Raw genomic sequence first — 24,987 nt, forward strand, 5'->3', positions numbered from 1 at the left:
CAGTGATTGCTGGCAGAGTCGTGTGACGTACCGCAGGAGGCGGCAGCATGGCCCAGCACGAGCACGTACGGGTGGCGGTGATCGGATCCGGATTCGGGGGCCTGGGGGCCGCGGTCCGGCTGCGCCGCGAAGGCATCACGGACTTCGTCGTCCTGGAACGCGCCGACTCGGTCGGCGGCACCTGGCGCGACAACAGCTATCCGGGCTGCGCCTGCGACGTCCCGTCCCACCTCTACTCGTTCTCCTTCGCGCCCAACCCCGACTGGCCGCGCACCTTCTCCGGGCAGCGGCACATCCGCGCGTACCTGGAGCACGTCGCGGACACCTTCGGGCTGCGCCCGCACATCCGGCTCGGCCACGAGGTCACCGTCATGCGCTGGGACGGTACGGAGCTGCGCTGGGTCATCGAGACGGCCAACGGGACCACCCTCACCGCCGACCTCGTGGTCTCCGCCTGCGGACCGCTCTCCGACCCGAAGATGCCGGACATACCCGGCCTCGCCGACTTCCCCGGCAAGGTCTTCCACTCGGCCCGCTGGGACCATGACACCGACCTGACCGGCAAGCGCGTCGCCGTCGTCGGCACCGGCGCCTCCGCCATCCAGATCGTCCCGGCGATCCAGCCGAAGGTCGGCCGCCTCACCCTCTTCCAGCGCACCCCGCCCTGGGTCATGCCGCGGATGGACCGGAAGATCAGCGGCGTCGAGCGCTGGCTGCACCGCACCCTGCCCGTCACCGGCACCGCCCGCCGCGGACTGCTCTGGGGCATCCGGGAGTTGCAGGTCGGCGCCTTCACCAAGCACCCGAACGAGCTGGGCCTGGTCGAGAAGATAGCCAAGGGCAACATGGCGCGGGCGATCAAGGACCCGGCGCTGCGGGCCAAGCTCACCCCCTCGTACCGCATCGGCTGCAAGCGCATCCTGCTCTCCAACACGTACTATCCGGCGCTCGCGCAGCCCAACACGGACGTGGTGGCCGCCGGCCTGACCGAGGTGCGCGGCTCCACCCTCGTCGCCTCCGACGGTACGGAGACCGAGGCCGACGTCATCATCTTCGGCACCGGCTTCCACGTCACGGACATGCCGATCGCCGAGCGCGTGGTGGGCGCCGAGGGCATCACCCTCGCCGAGCACTGGAAGGACGGGGTGCAGTCGCTGCGCGGCGCCACCGTCTCCGGCTTCCCCAACTGGCTCTCGATCATCGGCCCGAACACCGGCCTCGGGAACTCCTCGATGATCCTGATGATCGAGTCCCAGCTGAACTATCTCGCCGACTACGTACGCCAGTTGGACGTGCTCGGCGGCCGGGTCGCCCTCGACGCCCGCCCCTCTGCGCTCGGCGCCTGGAACCGCCGCGTGCAGGACCGGATGCGGCGCACCGTCTGGAACACCGGCGGCTGCGACAGCTGGTACCTGGACGCCAACGGCCGCAACACCACCGTCTGGCCCGGCACCACCGCCGACTTCCGCCGCGCCACCCGCACGGTCGACCTCGCGGAGTACCAGGTCGTACGCCCCCCGAAGCAGGAGCCCGCCGCCGGCGCGGAGGGGACCCCGCGCACCGAGGAGGTCGTGGGATGAGCCGCCTGCTGCGACGCGTCGACGCCCCGCCCGTACCGGAGCGCGAGCTGACCGTGCGCTCGGCCGACGGCGCCCGCATCCACGTCGAGGTGCACGGACCGCAGGACGCCCCCACCGTGGTCCTCGCGCACGGCTGGACGTGCAGCACCCGCTTCTGGGACGCGCAGATCAGGGCCCTCTCGCCGGACCACCGGGTCGTCGCCTACGACCAGCGCGGCCACGGCGGCTCCCCGGCCGCCGCCCCCGGCGGGTACAGCACCGACGCCCTCGCCGACGACCTCGAAGCCGTGCTCGCCGCCACCCTCGGACCGGGGCGCAAGGCGGTGATCGCCGGGCACTCCATGGGCGGTATGACGGTCATGGCCGCCGCCCGCCGGGACGGGCTGCGCGAACACGCCGCCGCCGTACTCCTGTGCAGCACCGGCAGCTCACGGCTGCCCGACGCGTCGACCGTGCTCCCGCTCCCGGCCGGCAAGGCCCGGACCGCCGGCACCCGGGCGATCCTCGCGGCCGCCGCCCCGCTCGGCCCGGTCACTCCGATTACCCGCCGGGTGCTCAAGTACGCCACGATGGGAGCGGGGGCGCCCCCGGAGCGCGTCGCCCTCTGCGCCCGGATCGTGCACGCCTGCCCGAGGGCGGCCAGGTCAGCCTGGGGCAAGGTCCTCGCCGACCTCGATCTCGACGCGGGCGTACGGGAGCTGAGGGTGCCCACGGCCGTGGTCGCGGGCACCGCGGACCGGCTGACGCCCATCGGGCACGCCCGCGCCATCGCGGCGGCGCTCCCCGACGGCCTGGGCCTCACCGAACTGACGGGCCTGGGCCACATGACCCCCGTGGAGGCGCCGGAAGCGGTCACCGAGAAGATCCGGGAACTGGCCGCCGCGTACCTCCCGGCAGGCATCCCCGGCACGGACACGGGCAAGAACACGAGCGGCACGAGCGGCACGGGCGCTACGAAGAGCGCGGACGGTACGGACGGCACGGACGGCACGGCCGAGAAGGAGGAGGTCGCATGAGCGGCAGGCGGAGTCTCGAAGGACAGGTCGTCGTCGTCACCGGCGCGGCACGGGGCGTGGGGGAGCTGCTGGCCCGCAAGCTCTCGGCGCGCGGCGCCAAGGTCGCCCTGGTCGGCCTGGAGCCGGACGAGCTGAAGAAGGTCTCCGAGCGGCTCCACACGGAGAGCGACCACTGGTTCGCGGACGTCACGGACCACGAGGCGATGGCGCGCGTCGCCCAGGAGGTCAAGGAGCGGTTCGGGAAGATCGACGTCGTCGTCGCCAACGCCGGGGTCGCGGCGGGCGGACCGTTCGTCGACTCGGACCCGGACGCCTGGCGGCGGGTCATCGAGGTCAACCTGATCGGTGGCGCGGTGACCGGGCGGGCCTTCCTGCCGGTGCTCATGGAGAGCCGGGGCTACTTCCTCCAGATCGCCTCGCTGGCCGCGATGACCCCGGCCCCGATGATGACGGCGTACTGCGCGTCGAAGTCGGGCGTGGAGGCGTTCGCGCACTGTCTGCGCGCCGAGGTCGGCTACCGGGGTGTGAAGGTGGGGGTCGGCTACCTGTCCTGGACCGACACGGACATGGTGCGCGGCGCCGACCAGGACGACGTGATGCGGGAGTTGCGCCAGCGGCTGCCCTTCCCGGCGAACCGCACGTACCCGCTGGGGCCCGCCGTCGACCGGATCGTTGCGGGCATCGAGCGCCGCGCCCCGCACGTGTACGCGCAGTGGTGGCTGCGCGGGATGCAGTCGGTACGCGGCTACCTGCCCACGCTGATAGGGGTCGTCGGCCAGCGGGAAGTACGGAAGTTCGCCCCGCGGCTGAACAGCATCGGCAAGGGGCTGGTGGGCGCCGGAGGCGCCGCCGACCAGGACGCGCGGGCGGCGGACACGCAGCGTAAGTGATCGACATGCGGTGCCCGGCGGGGGCTGCGACGCTGAACGCGGTCCTCATGGACCGTCCCCCACGCACCACGAGGAGTGACCCCGCATGGGTATCGCAGACCAGTTCAAGGACAAGGCGCAGCAGCTCGCCGATGAGGCGAAGAAGCGGGCCGGGCAGAGCGGTCAGGGCAACGACAAGGGCCAGGACCGGACGAGCGACGAGGCCCAGGAGCGGATGAAGAACCCGTCCGACCAGGCTTCGGACACCGTGCGGCGGGGCCGCGACCGGGCGACCGACGCGATGGACGACCTCCGCGACCGCCGCGACGACCGCTGAGGCAGGTCCGGCGGGTCTGTCGGGTCTGTCGGTGAGGGGCGCTCCCGGGGTGACCGGACACTGTCGGTGTCCGGGGTGACCGGGCGCGCCCCTTCCGCATGTCCCGGCCGGCCCCGCCGTCCCACCGCCCCCTCACCGCACCCCTCGTCCCCGCAGGTCGGAGGGTGGGACGTCCCGTGATCGCGTCAGTCTCCCGGCGATCATGGCGGCCCGCCCGCCCCGCCCCGCAATCTTGTTCCCGAGCCGGCCGGGGGGCCGGTTCCGTATCAAGGGGAGGGAACAAGACATGCGCAGGATGACGCGGATGTTCGTCACCATGACCACGGCGGTCGCGATCGCCGGGGGCGGCGTGGCCGCAGCGGGGACCAGCTACGCGGCGACCGGGCACCAGGCGCAGGCGACGGTGAGCACCACGACCGTCTCCACGCTCGCGGTGAACAACATGGGCCTCAACAGCTCGGCGGCCTCTGCGGTCCAGATGTGGCTGCGGAACTTCTGGGGCTACACGGGCGCCATCGACGGCCAGCTCGGCAACGGAAGCTGGCAGGCGATGCAGCGCTTCCTCAAGGCGAACTACGGCTACTCGGACGCGATCGACGGCGACCCGGGCCCCAACACCATCCGGGCGATGCAGAACTGGCTGAAGAGCTACTGGGGGTACACGGGCGCCATCGACGGGATCGCCGGTTCCGGCACCCAGGCCGCGTTCGCCCGGTTCGCCATCTACCTCATGTCCGCCTGAGTAGCTGAGCGGGTCACCGCTCCCGGCGTTCGGGAGCGGTGACCGGCGGAAGGCACATCGGCACGTTGATACGTCCGTCCGCCGGTGCGTCGGGGCTTCGGGCCCGGCGTACCGGCGGGGGTCCGCTCAGCCGGTGAAGCACTCGGGGCGGCCGCCCGGCACGGTGAGGCAGATCCGGGTGTCGGCCCCGCTGTCCCCGGCGGCCATCGGGGTCGACAGGTACTGCCCGGCGTCGCGCGTGCCCACGGCGGTGACCTGCTGGGAGCGGCCGGCCGACAACGACAGCTCGACCTTGTCGCCCGGCCGCAGCCCGGTGGTACGTACCCACACGGCACGGCAGAGGGCGGCGTGACGGAGCTCCAGACGGCGGCCGCCGGCGGCGGTGTGGCTGGCCAGGGTGGTGACCATCCCGGCCCCGCCGCAGCCCATCGCGACCGGGTTCCTGCCCTCGCAACTCCCGCCCCGGCAGCCCGGGTTGCGGACGGCCTGTTCCGTCGCGGCCACCGTGCGCCCGGACCGGTCCGGCTCGTCGGAGGACCCACCGGCGAGGGCCCCCGCCGCCGCGCCCATCGCCACGACTCCGACGACCGCCACCGCGACCGCCCACCACAGCACACCCGACCGGGCGGCAGGCGCCTCCTCCGGCCGGTCCCCCGGTTCCTGGGGCCGGTCCTCCGGTCTGATCCGGACTCCGTCCCCCGCCTCCTCTCTCTGCTCCTCTTTCTCCTCGGGTTTCTCCTCCGGCCGGTCCTCCGGCTTCTCCGGCCGGTCCTCCGGGCTGCTCGCTGGCGCTGGCGCGTTCCTCGGCGCGGCGACCGGACGGGCCCGGCCGCTCCACTCCGCGTCGGCCAGCTCCCAGAGCGCCAGCATCCTGCCGGGCGGTGTCCGGGTGAGTGCGCACAGCGCCTCGACCGCCTGCCGGGGCGCGGGCTTCTTCCCGTTGAGGTACCGCTCCCAGGACGATTTGCTGTACGGGGTACGGGCCGCCAGCGCGGCTAGGCTCAGCCCGGCCCGCGCCCTGATCGCACGGAGTTCCTCCGCCAACTGCCCGCTCGCCGTGGAAGCGGTCATCGGCGCAGCTCTCTCCAGGTGTCCGGGCCGATGATCCCGTCGACGACCAGGTGGTGGGCCTGCTGGAACTTCTTGGCCGCGTCCTTGGCCCGTTCGTCGTACAGACCGTCGGTGGCGCCGGGGTCGAAGCCCTTCTCGCGCAGCAGGCACTGCGCTTCCACCACGTCGAAGCCGGTGCTGTTGATGTCGAGCAGCATCTCGCGGGTGCCGCTGTGCCCCGCCCGCAGCTCGCCGTGCTTGCGCCGGACCTCGCACGGGTACGTCTGGCCGCGCAGGTATCCCGCGTCGGCCGCCACCGTGCTGCCGGGGCGCGCCTCCCGTACCTCGGTTCCGCTCCGGGCTCCACTCGCCAGCATTCCGGCCCCGAACGCCACCGCGACGGCCACGACCGCCACGCCGATCGCCCGGCCCAGCGGTACCGTACGGCCCGCACGACGCGGACCTCCCGCCCGCAACGGCTCCACGACCGGTTCCACGACCGGTTCCGCGACCGGCTCTGTGACCGCTTCCGTGACCGGCTTCGTGGCCGATTCCGCGACCGGCTCCGGAGACCTGCCCTCTTCCCGTCGCGCGTCCCCGCCCCCGGGACCCTCCGGCTCCTGGACCTCGTCCGCCCGCCCCGCCTCCTTGGCGCGGGCCCGCTCGGCGACGTCGTACAGCACGACGAGTCGCGTCGGGTCCGTACCGCAGACCTGGGCCAGCTCCTCGACGGCCTTGCGCGGTACGGGCTTCTTCCCGTTCAGGTACCGCTCCCACGAGGAGCGGCTGTAGCTGGTGCGACCCGCGAGGGCCGCGAGGCTGAGGTCGCTGTGGTCCTTCAACCTGCGCAGCTGGACCAGAAGCTGATGCTCGCTTGTGGTCAGTGCGGCAGGCAGCTCTTTCCAACGCGGCATTCAGATCCCCCCGATGCATTCCGGCCGTTGCCCGTAAATAGTGCGGCATCGCTGCCACATGGACGAAGCCGTGGCGTGTCGGCCGGCGGGGGCCGTCCCACGATCGCACCCTGAGACAGGACATCCTCGCAGGTCAGGATGGGTATCGTCCCACATCGCACCTGATCCACGAGCGGGCTTGGCGGCGGAGGATCCGGTGCGTCAGAGTCGCTGTCGGCCCTGGTCCGGACCCGTTCCGGACCAGGACCGCAGGCCGCCACCGGCGGCCGGTGCGAAGAAGGACGGGGGTCTGCTTCGCACCGGCCGCCGGGGCCGTCCACCCGGGGGAGTGCCCTGGCTAGAAGGCCGCTGTCCGGTCTTCGCTGCGCGGGTCGCTCACCTGGTGTTCGGCATAGATGCCCGCGCGCGCCTCACGACGCCAGGGACGTGTGTAGGTCACCGACTCGGCGGCGGCCTCGGAACTGTCGCCGAGGGTCACCACCGCCACCGACGGCTCGTCGCCCGAGGAGCACCGCGCGATCCAGTCGCCGTTGGGGGCGGCGATTAAAGCGGTGCGCGGAGGCGATCACCGTCCACAGCCGCAGCTCACCGGCCAACTCGGCGACAGCGGCCAGCTCCGCCCGGAGCACCGACCACTGGCACCGGCCCCAGTCCGCCGGACCGACCGCGTCCGGGCCGTCGACGGACATGACGAGCTTGTCGGGGAAGCAGACTGCTCCTTCCGGGAAATGTACGACCCTCGCACCCTGGGCACTGGCCTCGCGCATCAGGGCACGGACCGTACGCCCGCTTTCGCGCAGCGCGTCGACGTCGCGGGGGTCGACGTGTACGGGGGTCTGCGCCACGGCGAGCCGCACGCTCTTCGCCTGCTCCGCTTCGGGCCCGACGCCTCCCGCGTGCGCGGGACGCAGGTGCCTGAGGGCGGAGGTGTAGGACTCGCCGGTCTTTGCGGCGCGGGCGCGCACCAGGCGCTTGAAGTTGCTACGGGCTGTCATCGCTGCCTTCCACGCCTTGAGCGACAGCTCCCCGGCAACCACGCCCGAGGCGATCGGGCTGCGACAACGGCCTGAGACGCTGGTCCCTTTGCCTCCGATGGGAGACCGTGCCGGGGACGGTCGCGGGAGGTTCGGCGTAGGCCACGCAGTCGGTCATCCTGCCGCCGCCGACAGGCTCCGTCAACACCCGTCCGGACGCCTGGGCACGTCGCCGGGCAGCGGCGGTACCCGGGGCGATGCGTTGGCGTGCGCTCTCCTGGCGGCCCGGGGCTTGAGCTTCGGGCTCCGGGTTCCGAGCTTCGGGAGGGGGCCGGTTCACTCTTTCGTGGGTGCGCGGTGGGTCCTTGGTCCGGGGCTTGAGCTTCGGGATTCGTGGGCCGGGATCCGGGCTTCGGGATTCGAGCGGTGTGTTCCAAGAGGTTGGTTTGTTAGGTGGGTTGGAGAAACCCCACCCGCCCTCCCGTACCCGTCACGGCCAGCAAGTATGACTAATTGTGATCGAGTTGCGGCGCAGAGTCGCGCCCGCTTACGGTGCGAACGAAACGACCCCGGCACAGTGTTAGCGCACTGCCCGGGGTCTGACCGCAAGATCGCACCCGATTAGAAAGACGATCCCGTGGCTGTTTCCGAGCTTATCTCCGACCCTTGTGCGCCCGCAGCTCCGCGCGTTGCCCCGCCGAAGGCGAGGCCGGGTTACGGGAAGCGTTCCGTCCCCGAGGAACGACCGCCGTGTGAGGCCGACTTCGCGTCGTTGCCGGTGCGTGAACGGCACATCGCCGGATACGTGACGGCCCTGGCGGAGGGTGCGGCGATGGATATCAAGTCGCTTGCGAAGTCTCTGCCGTTGTACGGGCAGATGGCGGTGGGCAGTGCGTTACGGGCGCTGAGTGTGGCCGGGCATCTTCGCCGGGGTCGTTGCGTGAGCATCGAGGACGGTCAGGTCCGTTGGGTCACGCGCACGTTCTGGTCGCGGGTCGCCCACGACAACGAGTGGTGGACCACCTTCCTCGCCGCCGAGAACGACCGAGCCACCCAACAGCCCAACCCCCAGGCCCCCGCCGCCCCTTCGACGCCCGCCCCCGCCTCCGCTTCCGTGCCCGCACCTGCCGCGCAGGTCCCGCAGCCGCGTGCGGCGGAGCCGGTGCCCCCGGTCCAGCCGCAGCCGCAGTCGCATGGTGGTGTTCCCTCGCCCGCGTTCGCGGCCCTGGCGCGGTTGGGGCGGGTGGACTCCCGCCTGGCGCTTTCGGCGGCGGACTGTGCGGGGTTGGAGGGGCTGGTGGCCGAGTGGTTCGCCCGGGGTGTGGACGCCGACTACCTGACCCGGGCCCTGACCGCCGGGCTTCCCGACGCGGTCGGCTCTCCCTTCGGCCTGGTCCGCCGCCGCCTTCAGGACAAGCTTCCGCCGAGTCTGCCCGCGACGCCCGCTCCGCCCGCACCGGCGGAGGCCCCGGTGCGCCGGGTGATGCCGGAGTGCACCGAGTGCGGCGTACCGGGAAGGCCCGAAGCCTTCCGCGACGGACTCTGCCGCCCCTGCCGCGAACCCGACCCCACCCCTGAAGCAACGCCATGACTTCGCTCACGGACGACTGAGTACAAGGAGCCAGGCGGTCTCACAGACAGTCGCAGTCCGTGGCGTAGAGCAGCAGGAACAGGGCCGTTGCAGCGGCCGCGGTGAAGCCGAAAGCGGTCACGGCGGCGAGGCCGCGACGGCGGCCCTTCGTGGGAGGACGGAAGGTCCGCCAGGCACCGTGGGCGAGGACGAGGCTGAGCAGGCCGGCCCCTGCGAGGGTCAAGCGTGGACTGAAGGACCAGCTCAGGTAGGCGATGAGAGCTAGACCGCCCAGCAGCGCGCAGGCGAGCAGGCTGAGGATCACCTCGGCGACGGCCTCTCCCACTGTGTCGATCAGGAAGTCGCCGATGCCTTTCGCTGCCCTGCGGTCTCTGAGAGGCACTGCTTATCCCTTCATCGGAAAGATGAGGCGTCACCCTTACTCATCATGGCCACTGAACGAAAACTGAGCCAGAGCCCGTTGTCGTGGTCAAAGCCAACCAGGCGCCGTTGGCGCGACCTGTGGCGGCCCCACGAGCCGGAGACGCTCGCTTGCCGTGTAGATGCCGGTGCCGCGCACCGCCTCCCGCACCGCCGCGTCCCGCGCGTGGGAAACGACGGGGAACATCGGAACGGACCGGCGCCGTGAGGCACCGGCCCGTGCAGCCGGAGAATCCGTCGGACTACCCGCAGCTTCTCAGCAGGAGAGGTTGCCGCCCGGGTCGGTGCCCAGCACGGAGGCGAACTGCTTGTACAGGTTGATCCGGTCGTCGCGTTGGTCCGGGTTGTTGCCGTTGCACTCCAGGGCGCCGTTGATGCTGCGGATGGTCTCGCCGAAGCCCTTGTCGTTGACGATGGCGTCGTGCGCGGTCATCGTTCCGGCGCCGGACTGCGTGTTCCAGAACCAGAGGCCGGTCTTCCAGGCGACCGTCGGGTCCTTCTCCACCTTGGAGGGGTCGTTCAACAGGTCGATGCCGAGCGCGTCCCCGGCGGCCTTGTAGTTGAAGTTCCAGCTCAGCTGGATCGGGCCCCGCCCGTAGTAGGCGGCCTGGCCGGCCGGGCAGCCGTAGGGCTGCGACGTGTCGCAATAGTGCGGGTAGTTGGCGGTGTTCTGCTCGACGATGTACTTCAGCCCACCCGTCTCGTGGCTGACGTTGGCGAGGAACGCCGCCGCCTCACGCTTGCGGATGGTGTCGCTGCCCGAGTTGGCGAACTGCGGATACGCGCCCAGAGCAGCGGTGAGACCGCTGTACGTGTAGAAGGCGTTGCGCGACGGGAACATCTGGTTGAACTGGGCCTCGCTGACCACGAAGGAGTCGGCGGAGGCCGATGACGCCTGACCGGCCAGAGCGAGCGTGCCGAGAACGGTGGCTGAGGCCATCATCGACAGAGTGCGGGAGAGCTTCATCGTGTTCCTCGGTTCGGCAGTGGGCGTTGGAGATTCAGGTGTGAACCACCTAGGTCATCGTGTTCGCCGATCCCGAGGCTCAACACAACGAAGGCCCGAAACCACCCGCACGTGCCACAGGCATACACAGAGCTGACGCGGCTTCGGGCCAATCGGTGAACAGGGCGGTCACCAGCCGCCCGCCAGGACGCACCCGGCAGAGGAACCGGAGCGGGTGACGGGCCTCAGGCGGCTTCGCCCGGCACGCCGGTCCCGCCGTACCCGCCGGTCCCGCCGTACCCGCCGGGACCGTCGAGTTCCTCGATCACGTCGGGGATGGGCGGCCTGGGCTCTCCCCAGATCAGCGCGCGCTCCCTGAACGACACGGTGCCCGGATCCTCCTCGTCGACCTCCCGGCCGTGCCGGTCGATCAGCCGCCCCTTCCCCGCCTCAAGTGCCTCGGCGGCAGCGAGGAAGAGCGCGCCGATGCTGCCCGGCTCGGTGAACTCCACACCGGACTCGGGGGTGAACGTGCCGAGGCGGCCGTGGGTTTCGTAGGTGGACCGGCAGTCGATGAAGTGGCAGTGGTTGGTGGTGGTGTCCATGGCGATCGGGGCGAAGCCGTGCTCCCACATCGCGGCGCCCTCCCCGTCCTCGGCCTCCAGGGAGCGCAGCTTGTAGGTGCCGATCATCATCTCCACCACGGAGAGCGGACGGCATCCGGTGGGCAGGAAGAACACGGCCTCGTCCGAGGTCGGCGGCTCCATGGGCAGAAACGCCGAGGCCCCGTCGTGTCGCCGTAAGGACGCCACGATGGCGGGCGTGAACCGTAGGCCGAGCATCCGCTGCGCCTCGCGCAGGACCCCCTCGTCGACCGGGTCGTCCAGCGAGTACAGCGTCCGGGGCGCATGCCGCCCCAGCCACGCCTCGATCCGGTCCCATGCGACGTTGATCTGTTCCAGCTCGTTCATCGACTCTCCGGGGTGTTGCGGGTTCGGGATTCCTCGACCGGTCCGCCTTCACATGTGCCGTGCTCCGCGGACGAGGGACGAGGGAGATAGAACAAGGGGCAAGAAATGCTTCAACGGTAGAGGTCCGCGCGGCAGTGTGTGACGTGTTCGTCACGGGTGGCAACGAAAGGTGGATGGCCGGGCCCCCTCGCGTGAGGGGCGGGGCCGGCGCGCCGAAGGCCGGGAAGTGCAGGGAAGGGGAAGCGAAGTCCCGCCGTAACGGGCGTTCGTGGGAACGTAGTTGCCGTTGATGGTTCATACACGGACGGGGGATTGCATGAAGGCCGGGTACGTGCGCGTGGCGGTGGTGACGGCGGCGGCGCTGATGGGGCTGACGGCGTGTGGCGGTGGCTCGGACACGGGGGCCGACCCCGCACCGCCGCCTGCCGCCAAGCCGTCGCCGTCGCGGCCCGCGGAGTCCTCGACGCCCATGGCCGATCCGGACGTCGTGCTGCGGGGCGCGGACGAGTTGAAGCAGATGCTTCCCGCGCGCGGCGAGCTCATCGAGGGATGGTCGACGTCGGGCGGTGCCGACGCGCTCCGGGCCGACCCGGTGGACGACGCCGAGGACGACTGCCTGATCGACCCGATTCCCTGCTCCGGTGCGCTGTTCACCGCCACGGGGGAGTACAAGGACGCCGCCGGGGTGGTCACCCACTCGGGCCTGGAGTCATACGACAGCATCGAGCACGCGCGCGCCCGGTTCGCGGCCGCGGCGGCCGGTGGCGAGGGCGAGGTGAAGTCCCAGGGCGCGGCGGCCGGGAACGAGTCGCAGTACTTCACGCGCACCGCGAGCGGCGGCACGGACAACGTCGTCGTCTTCCGCGTCGGAACGGTCCTCGCCGAGGTCTCCGTGGAGGCCGGCGGGCCGAACCAGGTCCGTGAGGCATCGGAGTTCGCCCTCTTCCAGGCCGAACGCCTACAGGCGCTGCTCAGCCGGAAGGCCACCGGCTGACCGGAGCAGCGGTCAACGGTCAGCGGGGCCGAGGGCGGTCAGGCGCTGCCCTCCCGCAGTGCGGCGACGGCCCGTTCGAAGACCTTCCCGGTCCCGGCCCCCGTCATGGTGCGGATTCTGGCAGCACCGCTCCCGGTCCGGAGGGGACCCTGAGGGGAGAGAGCCGTAACCGGTCACACCGGGTCGGGCAGGTGTCCCCAGCCGGTCCAGTTGCTCCCGACCATGTACCAGTTGACCCATTGCAGATTGTCCGTGCCCGTGGCGATGATGCCGAACTCGACCTGGCCCGGAAGCTGCTGGTTGCGTACGATCACGCCGCTGCGCCACTCGCCGCCCATGGAGCTCCAGTTGGTCCAGCCGCCGGAACCGTTCTCCCAGCGGACGTAGGCGGCGCGGTCGGTGCCGATGGCGAACTGGTACATGCGACCGCTGGACGGGCGGTAGCTGGCGATGCCGTACTCGCAGATGATGGTGCCGCTGCCCACGTTGCAGTAGCTCAGCGCGTGGGCCGGCGTGGCGGCGACGGCCGTGCCCGCGACGACGGCGGCCGCCACGACGGCTGCCTTGAGTCTCTTCATTGCACATCTCTCCCAGCGTGTTCGGGTGGGTGTCCGCCCGGTCCGGCAGGGGGGTCCGGACCGGGCGGCGGGCCTCACCCTGCACGCCGCCGCTGACGTGCCGCGTGCCTTTCGCTCACGCCGGGCTGACGTCACGCTGACGGCGTTCGCGCAACGGCCGTGACCAACGCGGAAGTTGGCGCTTTCCTCGGCCTGGGATCGGCGCCCGGCTACGCGGTGTCCGGCTGGTGGCCCATGCGGCGGGTGGCGGTCTCGCGTACGCGGAACAGGGCGATGGCCAGGACCGTCACGCCCAGGCTGACCGTCAGCGGCGGGACCAGCGCGAGATACGGGAACCGTACGTCCATCAGCACCAGGATCTCCGTGTTGAACACGGCTGCGGCGTTGAGCCCCAGGAACACATAGCCCACCCCGCGCGTCCCCCGCCCCGAGCGGGGGGTGAGGGCGGCGGCCAGCACCAGCAGCCCCGCCAGGGCGGCCGAGGAACCGGCGCTGGTGATGTACGGGTGGAACTCGGCGTTCGGCGCGGCCGCCGTGACGTAGGCGCCGAACAGAAGGGTCGGCGGGAGGAAGCGGAAGAGCGCCGCCGCCTTGGCCCGCCAGTCGAGGAGCTGCACCCCCGCCCCGCCGGGCACCGCGAGCACCACGTAGCTGATGAACACGGCGGTGGCCAGGGTGATCATGCCGACGGCGGAGGAGATGTCCCGGGCGTCCCCGACCCCGTTCGTGTTGCCCACCGCCAGCGGGGTGCTCACCATCACCACCAGGAGCCAGACCCCGGCCGCGCGCCAGGTACCGGCCGGGATCGGGTTCCTGGGCCGGGCGGGCGACGGAGTGGGCCGGGACGGCGGATATCTCAGCGTCGGCAGCGACGGGGCGAGGGAGTCGGAGGTCGGGGCGGCCGCCGGACCGGGCACACGGTCCAGACGGCGCAGCGCGAGGGCCACCTCGGCGGCGGACGCGTACCGCTCGTCCGGGTCCTTGTGGAGGAGGGTGAGGACGAGGTCGTCCCAGGGCGCCGGGATGCCCGGGGCCACCGAGCTCGGGGCGGGCGGGTCCTGGCTGAGGTGGGCGGTGAGGAACCCCATCGCGTCCGGGGCGTCGAACGGCAGCCGCCCCGTGATGAGTTCGAAGAGCAGACAGCCCAGCGCGTACAGGTCGCTGCCCGGCACCGGGCGGCCCCGGGCCTGCTCGGGCGCCATGTACGGGGGCGTGCCCACGATGACACCCGTGCGGGTGAGCCGGTCGGAGGTCGCGTACGGGTCGGCGGCGCGGGCCACCCCGAAATCGAGGACCTTCACCGTCCCGGCGTCGGTGATGACGATGTTGGACGGCTTGATGTCCCGGTGCATGACGCCCGCCGCGTGCGCCTCGGCCAGCGCGTCGCACACCTGGGCACCCCAGCGGGCCGCCGCGACCAGCGGGACGGGGCCCCGGCCCAGCTTGGTCTCCAGGGTCTCGCCCTGGAGCAACTCCATCACCAGGAACGGGGCGTCGCCGTTCTCCGTACCGCTCTCGCCGAGGTCGTGGACGGTCACCACGTTCGGGTGCTGGAGGCCGGCGGTGATCCGGGCCTCGCGCAGGAAGCGGGCCCGCGCCTCGCTGCCACGGCTGCCGCCCCCGGCGAGCAGGGAGATCACCTTGACCGCGACCCGGCGGTCCAGGGTCTCGTCCTGTGCCTCCCAGACCTCCCCCATGCCGCCCTCGCCGAGCTGACGCACCAGGCGGTAGCGGTTTCCCAGGAGTTGATCGCGCATCACGGTCCTCCCCGGTCCTGATCGTGTGGCTCTCCGCTCGTGGCGAATCACCCAACCCGATCATGTCACCCGTTCCGGGGCGATGTGGACAGGACGCGGAAGGCCCCGGCCCGGAGCGGAGCATCGGATTCCGCTGGGCCGGGGCCTTCTGTCCGAAACGGATCGGATGGGATCGAACGGGGCCGGGTGGGGCCGGAACCGGGCCGGTTCGGAAGGGGGCTTCCGGTCGGGCCGGCCGCAGACCGCCGCAGACCCGCCGCGGGCTGTCCCGGGCCGTCGAGCGGCCGACCCGGGCCGTCGCGAAACGCCCCCGGCACCCCCGGTCACCTCGGGCTATCTCGGGGGCAGGGGCGGGCGGCGGCGGTCCGGGACGTCCTCGTACGTTGGCGGGGCCGCCGCCGGTTGGGCGGCCAGCAGGTCCAGGGCGACGCGGACCGCGTCGTCGAGCACCGCGTAACGGCCCTCGGCCCAGTCGAGCGGGGTGCGCAGGGCCTCCAGATCCGGTTCGACGCCGTGGTTCTCGACGGACCACCCGTACGTGTCGAACCAGGCCGCGTTCATCGGCACGGTGATCACCGTGCCGTCGCCCAGCCGGGTCCGGCCGGTCATGCCGACCACCCCGCCCCAGGTCCGCTGGCCGACCACCGGGCCGAGCTTCAGCAGGCGGAACGCGGCGGTGATCATGTCGCCGTCCGAGGAGGTCGCCTCGTCGGCCAGGGCGACCACCGGGCCCCGGGGCGCGTTGGAGGCGTAGCTGACCGGCTGGGCGTTGCGGGTCAGGTCCCAGCCGAGGATGGTGCGGGTGAGCTTCTCCACCACCAACTCGCTGATGTGTCCGCCCGCGTTGCCCCGTACGTCGACGATCAGCGCGGGGCGCGACACCTCCATGCGCAGGTCCCGGTTGAACTGCGCCCAGCCCGATCCGCCCATGTCCGGGATGTGCAGGTAGCCGCACTTGCCGCCGCTCAACTCCCGCACGACCTCGCGGCGTTTGGCGACCCAGTCCTGGTAGCGCAGCGGGCGTTCGTCGACCAGCGGGACGATCGCGACCCGGCGGGGCCGCCCGCCGCCCTCCGCCGGGCGGAAGGTCAGCTCGACGGTGGTGCCGCCCGCCGCCGTGAGCAGCGGGTACGGGCCGGCGACCGGGTCGACGGGGCGGCCGTCCACATGGGTGAGGACGGCGCCCTCCCGGATGCCCGTACCGGCCAGTGGGGAACGGGCCTTGGAGTCGGAGGAGTCGCCGGGCAGGATGCGGCGGACCGTCCACGCGCCGTCCCGGCAGACCAGGTTGGCGCCGAGCAGGCCGATGGCCCGCTGGTAGTGCGGCGGGCCCTCGTTGCGGCGGGCCGGGGACACGTACGCGTGCGAGGTGCCCAGCTCGCCCAGGACCTCGCGGAGCAGATCGGCGAAGTCGTCGGGGGAGGCGACCCGGTCGAGCAGCGGGCGGTACTGGTCGAGCACGGCGTCCCAGTCGATGCCGCACATGTCCGGTTCCCAGAAGTACGCGCGGATGATGCGGCCGGCCTCGGCGTACGCCTGGCGCCACTCCGCCGCCGGGTCGACCTCGTGGAGGATGCGGCGCAGGTCCAGGTAGACGGTCGAGTCGCCGTCGCCGGGCTCGGTGGCGGGGACCGCGCGCAGCTCGCCCTCGTCCATGACGACCAGCCGGGTCGCGTCGCCGCTGACCGCGAACCAGTCGAGGTGGGCGACGAGTTCGGTCTTCCTGGCCTTGGAGATGTTGAAGTGTTCGAGGGTGGGGCGGCCCGACATGTCCGACGGGTTGGCGAAGGTCTCGCCGAGTGCGCCGGAGATCGGCCAGCGCAGCCAGACCAGTCCGCCGCCGCTCACCGGGTACAGGGCCGAGTACTTCGACGCGGAGACCGGGAAGGGCGTCACCCGGTTCTCCAGCCCCTCGAACTCGACGGTGACCGGCACCGTGCCCTCGCCCGTCTCCGGGAGGTCGTCGGCCGGGTCGAGCCCGCCCGCCGCCGGGCGCCCCTCCGGGGAGAGGGCGAAGGGGGAGGGTGTGGCGGAGGAGAGCGGCACGAGGTAGGGGCGGCAGCCCAGCGGGAAGGAGAGGTCGCCGGTGTGGACGTCGTACACCGGGTCGAAGCCGCGCCAGGAGAGGAAGGCGAGATAGCGGCCGTCGCCGGTGAAGACCGGGTTCTCGTCCTCGAACCGGCCGTTGGTGACGTCGACGATCACCGGGGCGCCGGTGCCCAGGATGCGGGCCAGCTTGATCTGGCGCAGGGAGCGGCCGATGCCGGGGTGCGACCAGGTGAGCCAGGCGCCGTCCGGGGAGAACGCCAGGTCGCGGACGGGGCCGTTGATGGAGCGGATCAGCTCGGTGGGTTCGCCGGGGGCGGTGGCCGGGGCCGCGACCCCGGCCACCGGGGCGCCCTCGGCGGTGACATCCCCCGCGCCGTCCGCCGCCATGGCCTCCTCGCCCGTCTCCAGGAGCAGCAGGCGGCCGTCGTCGGTGGCGATGGCCAGCCGTTCGCCCTCCGGGTCGGCGACCATCTCGTGCACCCGGCCGATCCGCCCGGAGGCCAGCCTGTGCGGCGCGCGGTCGCCGCTGGCGCGCGGCAGGTACGCGATCTCGACGGCGTCCTCGCCCTCGGCGTCCGTCACGTACGCGACCCGGCCGCTGCTGCCCAGCATCTCCGGCAGCCGGACGCGGACGCCCGGGGTGTCGGCGATGGTGCGGGCGGGGCCGTCGCGGTGGGTGAGCCAGTAGAGGCTGCCGCGCACGGTGACAGCGCTGGCCCGGCCCGTCTCGTCCACGGAGAGCGAGTCGACGTGGCTGGCGGCGGGCACCTGGTAGGGGCGCCGCCCGGTGCGCGGACCGCCGAGCCGGACCTCCAGCTTCCGGGGGACCGCGTCCGGCGAGGCCAGGTCGTCCACCAGCCACAGCTCGCCCGCGCACTGGTAGACGACGCGGTGGCCGTCGCTGGAGGCGTGGCGGGCGTAGAAGGCGTCGTGGTCGGTGTGGCGGCGCAGGTCGGTGCCGTCGTGGCGGCAGGAGTACAGGTTGCCGACGCCCTCGTGGTCGGAGAGGAAGGCGATCCGGCCGCCGACGAACATCGGGGAGGCGAGGTGGCCGCCGATGTCCGGCAGCAGCCGCTTGCCGTGCAGCCAGAGCCGGCCGGTCGCGCCGCCCCGGTACCGCTTCCAGGCGGCCGGTTCGTGCGGCGGGGTGCCGGTGAGCAGCAGGGTGCGCCGTTCGCCGTCCACGTCGCTGACCGCGATGTCGGAGACCGGGCCCCAGGGCAGCTTGCCGCCGGGGCTGCCGTCGGTGGGGACGCTGTAGGCCCAGGAGACGTACGAGAACGGCTGGCTGTGCGAGGACACGGCCAGGAGCTGTGCGGCGTCCCCGGCGTCGGGGGTCCAGCCGCAGACCCGCGTGTCGGTCGAACCCCAGTAGGTGAGCCGGCGGGCCGGTCCGCCGTCGACCGGCACGAGATGGATCTCCGGGTCGAGGCTGCGCCAGCTCGTGTACGCGATCCGGCTGCCGTCCGGGGAGAAGCGCGGGTGGCCGACCCTGGTCCGGTCGACGGTGAGCCGCCAGGCGCGGCCGGGCCGCTGTCCCTCGGGCGCGAGAGGGGCGACCCAGAGGTCGTCCTCGGCCGCGAAGCACAGCAGATCGTCGTGGAGGTGCGGGAAACGGAGATACGCGACGTCGTCACTCACCCTCCCATGCTTTCCGCGCTCAACGGCCCCGGCAACTCCTGGTGCGTGGTGTGTCGGAGCGCGGTGGGCCGGAGCGCGGCGGGGAACGCGGTCGCGGCCCCACGGTGCGCGTCGCCTGTGGTGCGGAACACAAGCGAAACGATTTCGTTTCGCTCGGCGGGCGGGGTACCGTCGCTGTGTACGAAACGGTTTCGTTCGATTGACTGGTGTGCGAGACCCGCCGCCGTACGAGGCCGCCGTACGCGTACGAGAAAGGAGGCCGACATGGCACGTACCCGGCTCACGCCCGAGCGCGAGAGCGAGCTCTACGCCGCCGTGCTCGACCTCCTGCGCGAGGTCGGCTACGACGCCCTGACCATGGACGCCGTCGCCGCTCGCACCCGTTCCAGCAAGGCCACCCTCTACCGCCAGTGGGGGAGCAAGCCCGAGCTGGTCGTCAAGGCACTGCGGCACAACAAACCGGTGTCCCTCGTGGAGATCGACACCGGCTCGCTGCGCGGCGACTTCCACGCCGTGCTGAGCCGCACCGACGACTGCCAGATGGAGAAGGACTCCGCGCTGATGCGGGGCCTGAGCCATGCCGTCCACGAGAATCCCGATCTGCACCAGGCCCTGCGCGAGCTGCTGATCGAGCCGGAGATGACCGGTCTCGAACTGCTGCTGCGCCGAGCCGTGGACCGGGGCGAGGTGCGTCCGGACAACCCGGCGCTGAAATATGTGTCGCACATGCTGATCGGCGCTTTCGCCGCCCGGCAGCTGGTCGAGGACCGCTCCGTCGACCAGGCGTTCCTGATCGATTACGTCGACTCCGTGGTTCTCCCCGCCCTCGGAGTCTGACCCCGGACGCGCTCCGGCGCGGCCCGGTCCTCCCGGGCCGTCCCAAGCGGTCCGGTCCCCCGGACGTGCCCCGAGCGCGGTCCGGTCCCCGTACGATCTCAGACCCCTCCCCAGGTCCACCTGACACGCCGCTCTCGTCGTCGGGTCGGCACCGCACGCCCTTTTTCCACCACGACCCGACCCGGGAGACCTCCTCCGTGGCCACATTCCTCTACCGCATCGGACGGCTCGCCTTCCGGCGCCGCCGGTACGTCGCCCTGATCTGGGTGGCGCTGCTGGCGCTCGCCGGATTCGGCGCCGCCACCGCGTCCACCCCCACCTCCAGCTCGTTCTCGATACCGGGCACGGAGGCGCAGCGCGCCTTCGACCTGCTGGAACAGCGCTTCCCCGGGGCCAGCGCCGACGGCGCGACCGCCCGGGTCGTCTTCAAGGCCCCCGAGGGCGAGAAGATGGCCGACCCGGCCAACAAGGCCGCGGTGGGCAAGGCGGTCGCCGAGCTGAAGTCGGGCTCGGACCAGGTCGCCTCGGTCAGCGACCCGTACACCGCGAACGCCGTCAGCAAGAACGGCTCCACGGCCTACGTCTCGGTCTCGTACAAGGTCAACTCGATGGAGCTGACCGACGCGACCCGGGACGCCCTGGAGGACGCGGGCCACGCGGCGCAGAAGAGCGGGATGACCGTGGAGATCGGCGGTGACGCGCTCCAGGTGATGCCGGAGACCGGTGCCACCGAGATCATCGGCGTCGCGATCGCGGCGGTGGTGCTGGTCATCACCTTCGGCTCGCTGGTCGCCGCCGGGCTGCCGCTGCTCACCGCGCTGATCGGCGTCGGCGTCGGCGTCTCCACGATCACCGCGCTGGCGAACGTGCTCGACCTGGGCTCCACCACCTCCATCCTGGCGATGATGATCGGCCTCGCGGTCGGCATCGACTACGCGCTGTTCATCGTCTCCCGCTACCGGGCCGAGCTGGCCGAGGGCCGGGAGCGCGAGGAGGCGGCCGGGCGGGCCGTGGGCACGGCCGGGTCCGCGGTGGTCTTCGCCGGGCTCACCGTCGTCATCGCGCTGGCCGGCCTCGCCGTCGTCAACATCCCGATGCTCACCAAGATGGGCTTCGCCGCGGCCGGCACGGTCGTGATCGCCGTCCTCATCGCGCTCACCCTGGTCCCGGCGGTGATGGGCTTCGCCGGGAAGCGGGTCATGGGCCGCAAGGCGCGCAAGGCGGAGGCGGCCGGGCAGGCCGCCGACGCCAAACCGAACATGGGCACCCGCTGGGCCCGGTTCGTGCTGCGCCGCCCGGTGTGGGTGCTGCTCGTCGGCGTCCTGGGCCTCGGGGCCGTCGCCGTACCGGCCGCGTCCCTGGAGATGGGGCTGCCGGACGAGGGCTCCCAGCCCACCAGCACCACCCAGCGCCGCGCCTACGACCTGCTCTCCGAAGGGTTCGGCCCCGGCTTCAACGGGCCGCTGATGGTCGTCGTCGACACCGCGAACAGCTCCGACGGCAAGGTCGCCGCCAAGCGGGTCACCGACGAGATCTCCGGCATGAAGGGCGTCGTCGCCGTCACCCCGGCCCAGTTCAACAAGGCCGGCGACGCCGCGATGATCACCGTGGTCCCGAAGGACCGGCCGAGCTCCGTCGAGACGGAGAACGTCGTCCACGCGATCCGGGACGCGGGCCAGGACATCACGTCCGACACCGGCGCCGAACTGCTGGTCACCGGCTCCACCGCGATGAACATCGACTTCTCGCAGAAGATGAACGACGCCCTGCTGCCCTACCTGGCACTCGTCGTCGGTCTCGCCTTCCTCCTGCTGATGGTGGTCTTCCGCTCGGTGCTGGTGCCGCTGAAGGCGGCCCTGGGCTTCCTGCTCTCGGTGGTCGCCGCCCTGGGCGCGGTCGTCGCGGTCTACCAGTGGGGCTGGCTCGGCTCGCTCTTCGGGGTGGAGCAGACCGGTCCGATCATGTCGATGATGCCGATCTTCATGGTGGGCGTCGTCTTCGGCCTCGCGATGGACTACGAGGTCTTCCTCGTCACCCGGATGCGCGAGGCGTACGTCCACGGCGAGAAGCCCGGCCAGGCCGTCGTCACCGGCTTCCGGCACGGCGCCCGGGTCGTCACGGCCGCGGCCGTGATCATGATGGCGGTCTTCGCGGGCTTCATCGGCTCCAGCGAGCAGATGGTCAAGATGATCGGCTTCTCGCTCGCCATCGCCGTCCTCTTCGACGCCTTCGTGGTCCGGATGGCGATCGTGCCCGCCGTCCTCGCCCTGCTCGGCCACCGCGCCTGGTGGCTGCCGCGCTGGCTGGACCGGATCCTGCCCAACGTGGACGTGGAGGGCGAGGGACTGCGCAAGCAGCTCGACGAAACGCCCGGCGACGGCCCCGGTGACGGTGCCGGGGGCGGGGACGGGCGCGAGCTGGCCCGCGTCTGACCCTGCCACCGGTACGCCGACGGCCCGCACCCCGCCTCCCCGGCGCGGGTGCGGGCCGTCCGCGTGTCAGGCACTGCACGGGCGCGGGTGCGTGCGGCCCGTCCGCGGGTCAGGCGTGCGTGCGGTGCAGGAAGCGGATCAGCGGGGCGCTGTCGAACTGCACCACCTCCACGCCCTCCGCCGAATGCACCTCCACCACCAGCTGCGTACGCCCGCAGGGCCAGACCCGGACGCCGCCGCGCTCGGTGGGGGCGGTCAGCCCGCCCTCCAGCAGATCGCGGGCGAAGGCCCAGTCGGCGCCGCCCGGGAACGAGACATGGACGGTGCGCGGATCCTTCTCGGCGTCGTACAGCAGGTCGACCGGGACCGCCGGGAGGTCGGGGGTGTCGTTGACGAGCCAGGCGTCGGCCTGCTCACGGATCACGGGGGACATGGAACGACTCCTCGTGTTCGTACTACTTCGTCACCTAGTGTCCCCTATCTTCACCAATGATTTCCCGGGCGGCATGGCGGGCAGTCGTCGTACGTACGCTCTTGCGAAGTCTTCGCAATAAGGCCCTACTATTGAGCGGTTCACGACATTCCTGGTCGCGCCGTCCGTGGCGGCCCCGGACCTCAGGGAGCGGAGTCCTCCATGCATGTACCCGACGGATTCATCGACGCGCCCGTCTCCGCCGTCACCGGCGTGGTCGCCGCGGGCGCGGTCGCGGTCGGCCTGCGCGGGGCCCGGCGCGAGCTGGACGAACGGACCGCGCCGCTCGCCGGGCTCGTCGCCGCGTTCATCTTCGCCGTGCAGATGCTGAACTTCCCGGTCGCGGCCGGCACCAGCGGCCATCTACTGGGCGGGGCGCTGGCGGCGATCCTGGTGGGGCCGTACACCGGGGTCCTCTGCGTCACCGTCGTCCTGCTGATGCAGGGCATCCTCTTCGCCGACGGCGGCCTCACCGCGCTCGGCGTCAACGTGCTCGACATGGGCGTCGTCACCGTCGTCGTCGCGTACGCCCTCTTCCGCGGGCTGCTCACGGTGCTGCCGCGTACGCGCCGCTCGGTGACCGTCGCCTCGTTCGTCTCCGCGCTGGTCTCCGTGCCCGCCGCGGCCGTCGCCTTCACGCTGATCTACTGGGTCGGCGGCACCACCGACATCCCGATCGGCAAGGTCTTCACCGCGATGGTCGGCGTCCACGTCCTGATCGGCATCGGCGAGGCGCTGATCACCGCGCTGACCGTCGGCGCCGTCATCGCCGTCCGCCCCGACCTGGTGCACGGCGCCCGGGGCCTGGCCACCACCCTCAAGCTCCGGGTCGACGGCGAACTCGTCGACGCCCCCGCCGCCGAGCCCGCCCCCGCCCCGGCCGCCGCCCGCTCCCACCGCGGCCTGTGGGCCACCGGCCTGGTCACCGCCCTCGTCCTGGCCGGCTTCGTCTCGTACTACGCCTCCTCCAGCCCCGACGGCCTGGAGAAGGTCGCCGCCGACCAGGGCATCGACAAGAAGACCGAGGAGCACGCGGCGAAGGACTCCCCGCTCGCCGACTACGGCGTCAAGGACGTCGCCGACGCCCGGCTCTCCGGCGGCCTCGCCGGGGTCATCGGCGTCGGCGCCACCGTCGTCGTCGGCAGCGGAGTCTTCTACGTGCTCCGCCGCCGACGCGCCCAGGACACCCCCGAGGCCCCCGCCCACGACAAGGAAACCGTCTGACATGGGCGCCGGGCACGCGCACAAGCTCTACCGGCACGGCCACTCGCCCGTCCACGCACTGCCGCCGCACTGCAAGATCGCCGCGGCCTTCTGCTTCGTCGTGGTCGTCGTCCTGACCCCGCGCGAGTCGGTCTGGGCCTTCGGGCTGTACGCGGCGCTGCTCGGCGCGGTCACCGCACTGGCCCGCATCCCCGCGGGCCTCCTGCTCAAACGGCTGCTCATCGAGGTGCCGTTCGTCGCCTTCGCCGTGCTCATGCCGTTCGTCGTGCCCGGCGAGCAGACCCACGTACTCGGCCTCTCCGTCAGCGTCCCCGGCCTCTGGGGCGCCTGGAACGTCCTGGCCAAGGGCACCCTCGGCGTCGCCGCCTCCGTGCTCCTCGCCTCCACCACCGAACTGCGCGAACTGCTCCTCGGCCTCCAGCGGCTCAAGCTCCCGCCGCTCCTCGTCCAGATCGCCTCCTTCATGATCCGCTACGGCGACGTCGTCACCGACGAACTGCGCCGGATGTCCATCGCCCGCCGCTCCCGGGGCTTCGAGGCGCGCGGCGTACGCCACTGGGGGGTGCTCGCCAAGACGGCGGGCGCCCTGTTCATCCGGTCCTACGAACGCGGCGAACGCGTCCACCTCGCCATGGTCAGCCGCGGCTACACCGGCACCATGCCGGTCATCGACGAGGTGACCGCCTCCCGGGCCCAGTGGGCGCACGCCGCGGTGCTCCCCCTGCTCGCCCTCGCCGTCTGTCTGCTGGGATGGACCCTATGAGCCGACCCACCGCGTCCCCCCAAGCCGCCCCGTCCCCGGACGGAGCGCCGTCGCTGGAGGTCAGCGGCCTCGCCTTCGCCTACCCCGACGGCCACCAGGCCCTCTTCGGCGTGGACCTCACGGTCGGCCGGGGCGAACGCGTCGCCCTGCTCGGCCCCAACGGCGCCGGGAAGACCACCCTCGTCCTCCACCTCAACGGCATCCTCGACGCCGGCGCGGGCACCGTCCGGGTCGCCGGACTCCCCGTCGAGAAGAGGAACCTGGCCGAGATCCGCCGCCGCGTCGGCATCGTCTTCCAGGACCCCGACGACCAGCTCTTCATGCCCACCGTCCGCGAGGACGTCGCCTTCGGCCCGGCCGCCTCCGGGCTGCGCGGCGCCGCACTGGAGGAACGGGTCACCGAGGCGCTGACCCGGGTCGGGATGGCGGAGTACGCCGACCGGCCGCCGCACCACCTCTCCTTCGGCCAGCGCCGCCGCGTCGCCGTCGCCACCGTCCTCGCCATGCGGCCGGAGATCCTGGTCCTGGACGAGCCGTCCTCCAACCTGGACCCGGCCTCGCGGCGTGAACTCGCCGACATCCTGCGGTCCCTGGACGTCACCGTGCTCATGGTCACCCACGACCTGCCGTACGCCCTGGAGCTCTGCCCGCGCTCGGTGATCCTCAGCGACGGCGTCATCACCGCCGACGACCGCACCCAGGACCTCCTCTGCGACGACGAACTGATGCGCGCCCACCGGCTGGAGCTGCCCTTCGGCTTCGACCCGCGCTCGGTGACCGTCCGCCACGGGTGACCCGGTCCCCGCCCCACGCGCTCCGGCGTGCACCAT

General features: G+C 72.1%; 22 protein-coding genes. 12 read left to right on the forward strand and 10 right to left on the reverse strand.

Features of this window, described 5'->3' with window-relative positions; all coding sequences use genetic code 11:
- Nucleotides 1–47: 47 nt before the first annotated feature.
- From ACF08W_RS05720 to ACF08W_RS05740, 5 genes are all read left to right on the forward strand, one after another.
- Nucleotides 48–1,580 carry an NAD(P)/FAD-dependent oxidoreductase gene (locus tag ACF08W_RS05720; protein ID WP_352278222.1) on the forward strand — a complete coding sequence of 511 codons (1,533 nt, stop codon included), beginning with the start codon at nucleotides 48–50 and terminating at the stop codon, nucleotides 1,578–1,580.
- Nucleotides 1,577–2,596 (forward strand): alpha/beta fold hydrolase, encoded by a 1,020-nt coding sequence (locus ACF08W_RS05725; protein ID WP_392278536.1) that lies wholly within the window; start codon nucleotides 1,577–1,579, stop codon nucleotides 2,594–2,596. The genes ACF08W_RS05720 and ACF08W_RS05725 overlap by 4 nt, the downstream gene beginning before the upstream one ends.
- Nucleotides 2,593–3,486, forward strand: coding sequence for an SDR family oxidoreductase (locus ACF08W_RS05730; RefSeq protein ID WP_385206858.1), 894 nt, complete (start codon nucleotides 2,593–2,595; stop codon nucleotides 3,484–3,486). The genes ACF08W_RS05725 and ACF08W_RS05730 overlap by 4 nt, the downstream gene beginning before the upstream one ends.
- An 85-nt stretch (nucleotides 3,487–3,571) precedes the next feature.
- Entirely contained in the window at nucleotides 3,572–3,802 is a 231-nt protein-coding gene (locus ACF08W_RS05735) for a hypothetical protein (RefSeq protein WP_385206855.1), read from the forward strand.
- A 286-nt stretch (nucleotides 3,803–4,088) separates the two neighbouring features.
- The gene (locus ACF08W_RS05740; RefSeq protein ID WP_385206853.1) at nucleotides 4,089–4,544 is read left to right on the forward strand and encodes a peptidoglycan-binding domain-containing protein; all 456 of its coding nucleotides are present in this window, start codon (nucleotides 4,089–4,091) and stop codon (nucleotides 4,542–4,544) included.
- Between the two features lie 126 nt (nucleotides 4,545–4,670).
- Here ACF08W_RS05740 and ACF08W_RS05745 read toward each other — a convergent pair whose 3' ends face one another.
- The 3 genes from ACF08W_RS05745 to ACF08W_RS05755 all read right to left on the reverse strand — a co-directional run bounded on the left by ACF08W_RS05745 (nucleotide 4,671) and on the right by ACF08W_RS05755 (nucleotide 7,503).
- Nucleotides 4,671–5,615, reverse strand: a complete 945-nt coding sequence (locus tag ACF08W_RS05745) for a helix-turn-helix domain-containing protein (RefSeq protein WP_392278537.1) — start codon at nucleotides 5,613–5,615, stop codon at nucleotides 4,671–4,673.
- Complete coding sequence (locus tag ACF08W_RS05750) at nucleotides 5,612–6,508, reverse strand: helix-turn-helix domain-containing protein (protein ID WP_392278538.1); 897 nt, start codon at nucleotides 6,506–6,508, stop codon at nucleotides 5,612–5,614. The genes ACF08W_RS05745 and ACF08W_RS05750 overlap by 4 nt, the downstream gene beginning before the upstream one ends.
- Before the next feature lie 410 nt (nucleotides 6,509–6,918).
- Entirely contained in the window at nucleotides 6,919–7,503 is a 585-nt protein-coding gene (locus ACF08W_RS05755; RefSeq protein ID WP_392278539.1) for a hypothetical protein, read from the reverse strand.
- A 634-nt stretch (nucleotides 7,504–8,137) separates the two neighbouring features.
- Between ACF08W_RS05755 and ACF08W_RS05760 the strand changes: the two genes are divergently transcribed.
- Nucleotides 8,138–9,073: a MarR family transcriptional regulator gene (locus ACF08W_RS05760; protein WP_392278647.1), complete on the forward strand. Its 936-nt coding sequence runs from the start codon at nucleotides 8,138–8,140 to the stop codon at nucleotides 9,071–9,073.
- A gap of 40 nt (nucleotides 9,074–9,113) precedes the next feature.
- Here the strand turns inward: ACF08W_RS05760 and ACF08W_RS05765 are convergent, their stop codons facing one another.
- From ACF08W_RS05765 to ACF08W_RS05775, 3 genes are all read right to left on the reverse strand, one after another.
- Nucleotides 9,114–9,455: a lysine transporter LysE gene (locus ACF08W_RS05765; RefSeq protein ID WP_392278540.1), complete on the reverse strand. Its 342-nt coding sequence runs from the start codon at nucleotides 9,453–9,455 to the stop codon at nucleotides 9,114–9,116.
- Between the two features lie 294 nt (nucleotides 9,456–9,749).
- Entirely contained in the window at nucleotides 9,750–10,460 is a 711-nt protein-coding gene (locus ACF08W_RS05770) for a chitinase (RefSeq protein WP_392278541.1), read from the reverse strand.
- A 224-nt stretch (nucleotides 10,461–10,684) separates the two neighbouring features.
- Nucleotides 10,685–11,410: a hypothetical protein gene (locus ACF08W_RS05775; RefSeq protein WP_392278542.1), complete on the reverse strand. Its 726-nt coding sequence runs from the start codon at nucleotides 11,408–11,410 to the stop codon at nucleotides 10,685–10,687.
- 316 nt (nucleotides 11,411–11,726) lie between these two features.
- Here ACF08W_RS05775 and ACF08W_RS05780 point away from each other — a divergent pair, with 316 nt between their 5' ends.
- Nucleotides 11,727–12,404 (forward strand): hypothetical protein, encoded by a 678-nt coding sequence (locus ACF08W_RS05780; protein WP_392278543.1) that lies wholly within the window; start codon nucleotides 11,727–11,729, stop codon nucleotides 12,402–12,404.
- Between the two features lie 173 nt (nucleotides 12,405–12,577).
- Here ACF08W_RS05780 and ACF08W_RS05785 read toward each other — a convergent pair whose 3' ends face one another.
- From ACF08W_RS05785 to ACF08W_RS05795, 3 genes are all read right to left on the reverse strand, one after another.
- Nucleotides 12,578–12,982, reverse strand: a complete 405-nt coding sequence (locus ACF08W_RS05785; RefSeq protein WP_392278544.1) for a hypothetical protein — start codon at nucleotides 12,980–12,982, stop codon at nucleotides 12,578–12,580.
- A gap of 209 nt (nucleotides 12,983–13,191) precedes the next feature.
- Nucleotides 13,192–14,739: a serine/threonine-protein kinase gene (locus ACF08W_RS05790; protein WP_352276811.1), complete on the reverse strand. Its 1,548-nt coding sequence runs from the start codon at nucleotides 14,737–14,739 to the stop codon at nucleotides 13,192–13,194.
- Between the two features lie 333 nt (nucleotides 14,740–15,072).
- Entirely contained in the window at nucleotides 15,073–18,429 is a 3,357-nt protein-coding gene (locus ACF08W_RS05795; protein ID WP_385206827.1) for a S41 family peptidase, read from the reverse strand.
- Nucleotides 18,430–18,693: 264 nt separating this feature from the next.
- Between ACF08W_RS05795 and ACF08W_RS05800 the strand changes: the two genes are divergently transcribed.
- Both ACF08W_RS05800 and ACF08W_RS05805 read left to right on the forward strand, forming a co-directional pair.
- Nucleotides 18,694–19,266, forward strand: a complete 573-nt coding sequence (locus ACF08W_RS05800) for a TetR/AcrR family transcriptional regulator (protein ID WP_385206824.1) — start codon at nucleotides 18,694–18,696, stop codon at nucleotides 19,264–19,266.
- Between the two features lie 197 nt (nucleotides 19,267–19,463).
- Nucleotides 19,464–21,698, forward strand: coding sequence for an MMPL family transporter (locus ACF08W_RS05805; protein WP_385206821.1), 2,235 nt, complete (start codon nucleotides 19,464–19,466; stop codon nucleotides 21,696–21,698).
- A 109-nt stretch (nucleotides 21,699–21,807) separates the two neighbouring features.
- Here ACF08W_RS05805 and ACF08W_RS05810 read toward each other — a convergent pair whose 3' ends face one another.
- Entirely contained in the window at nucleotides 21,808–22,131 is a 324-nt protein-coding gene (locus ACF08W_RS05810; protein WP_352276816.1) for an SsgA family sporulation/cell division regulator, read from the reverse strand.
- A gap of 201 nt (nucleotides 22,132–22,332) precedes the next feature.
- On the opposite strand from ACF08W_RS05810, the gene ACF08W_RS05815 reads away from it, so the two are divergent.
- The 3 genes from ACF08W_RS05815 to ACF08W_RS05825 are packed head-to-tail and all read left to right on the forward strand — an operon-like array spanning nucleotide 22,333 to nucleotide 24,951.
- Complete coding sequence (locus ACF08W_RS05815; protein WP_352276818.1) at nucleotides 22,333–23,394, forward strand: energy-coupling factor ABC transporter permease; 1,062 nt, start codon at nucleotides 22,333–22,335, stop codon at nucleotides 23,392–23,394.
- Between the two features lies 1 nt (nucleotide 23,395).
- The gene (cbiQ, locus tag ACF08W_RS05820; RefSeq protein WP_352276819.1) at nucleotides 23,396–24,157 is read left to right on the forward strand and encodes a cobalt ECF transporter T component CbiQ; all 762 of its coding nucleotides are present in this window, start codon (nucleotides 23,396–23,398) and stop codon (nucleotides 24,155–24,157) included.
- Nucleotides 24,154–24,951 (forward strand): energy-coupling factor ABC transporter ATP-binding protein, encoded by a 798-nt coding sequence (locus ACF08W_RS05825; RefSeq protein WP_385206817.1) that lies wholly within the window; start codon nucleotides 24,154–24,156, stop codon nucleotides 24,949–24,951. The genes cbiQ and ACF08W_RS05825 overlap by 4 nt, the downstream gene beginning before the upstream one ends.
- Nucleotides 24,952–24,987 lie beyond the last annotated feature (36 nt).

It is taken from the genome of Streptomyces sp. NPDC015144 (assembly GCF_043079735.1).
GTDB lineage: Bacteria > Actinomycetota > Actinomycetes > Streptomycetales > Streptomycetaceae > Streptomyces.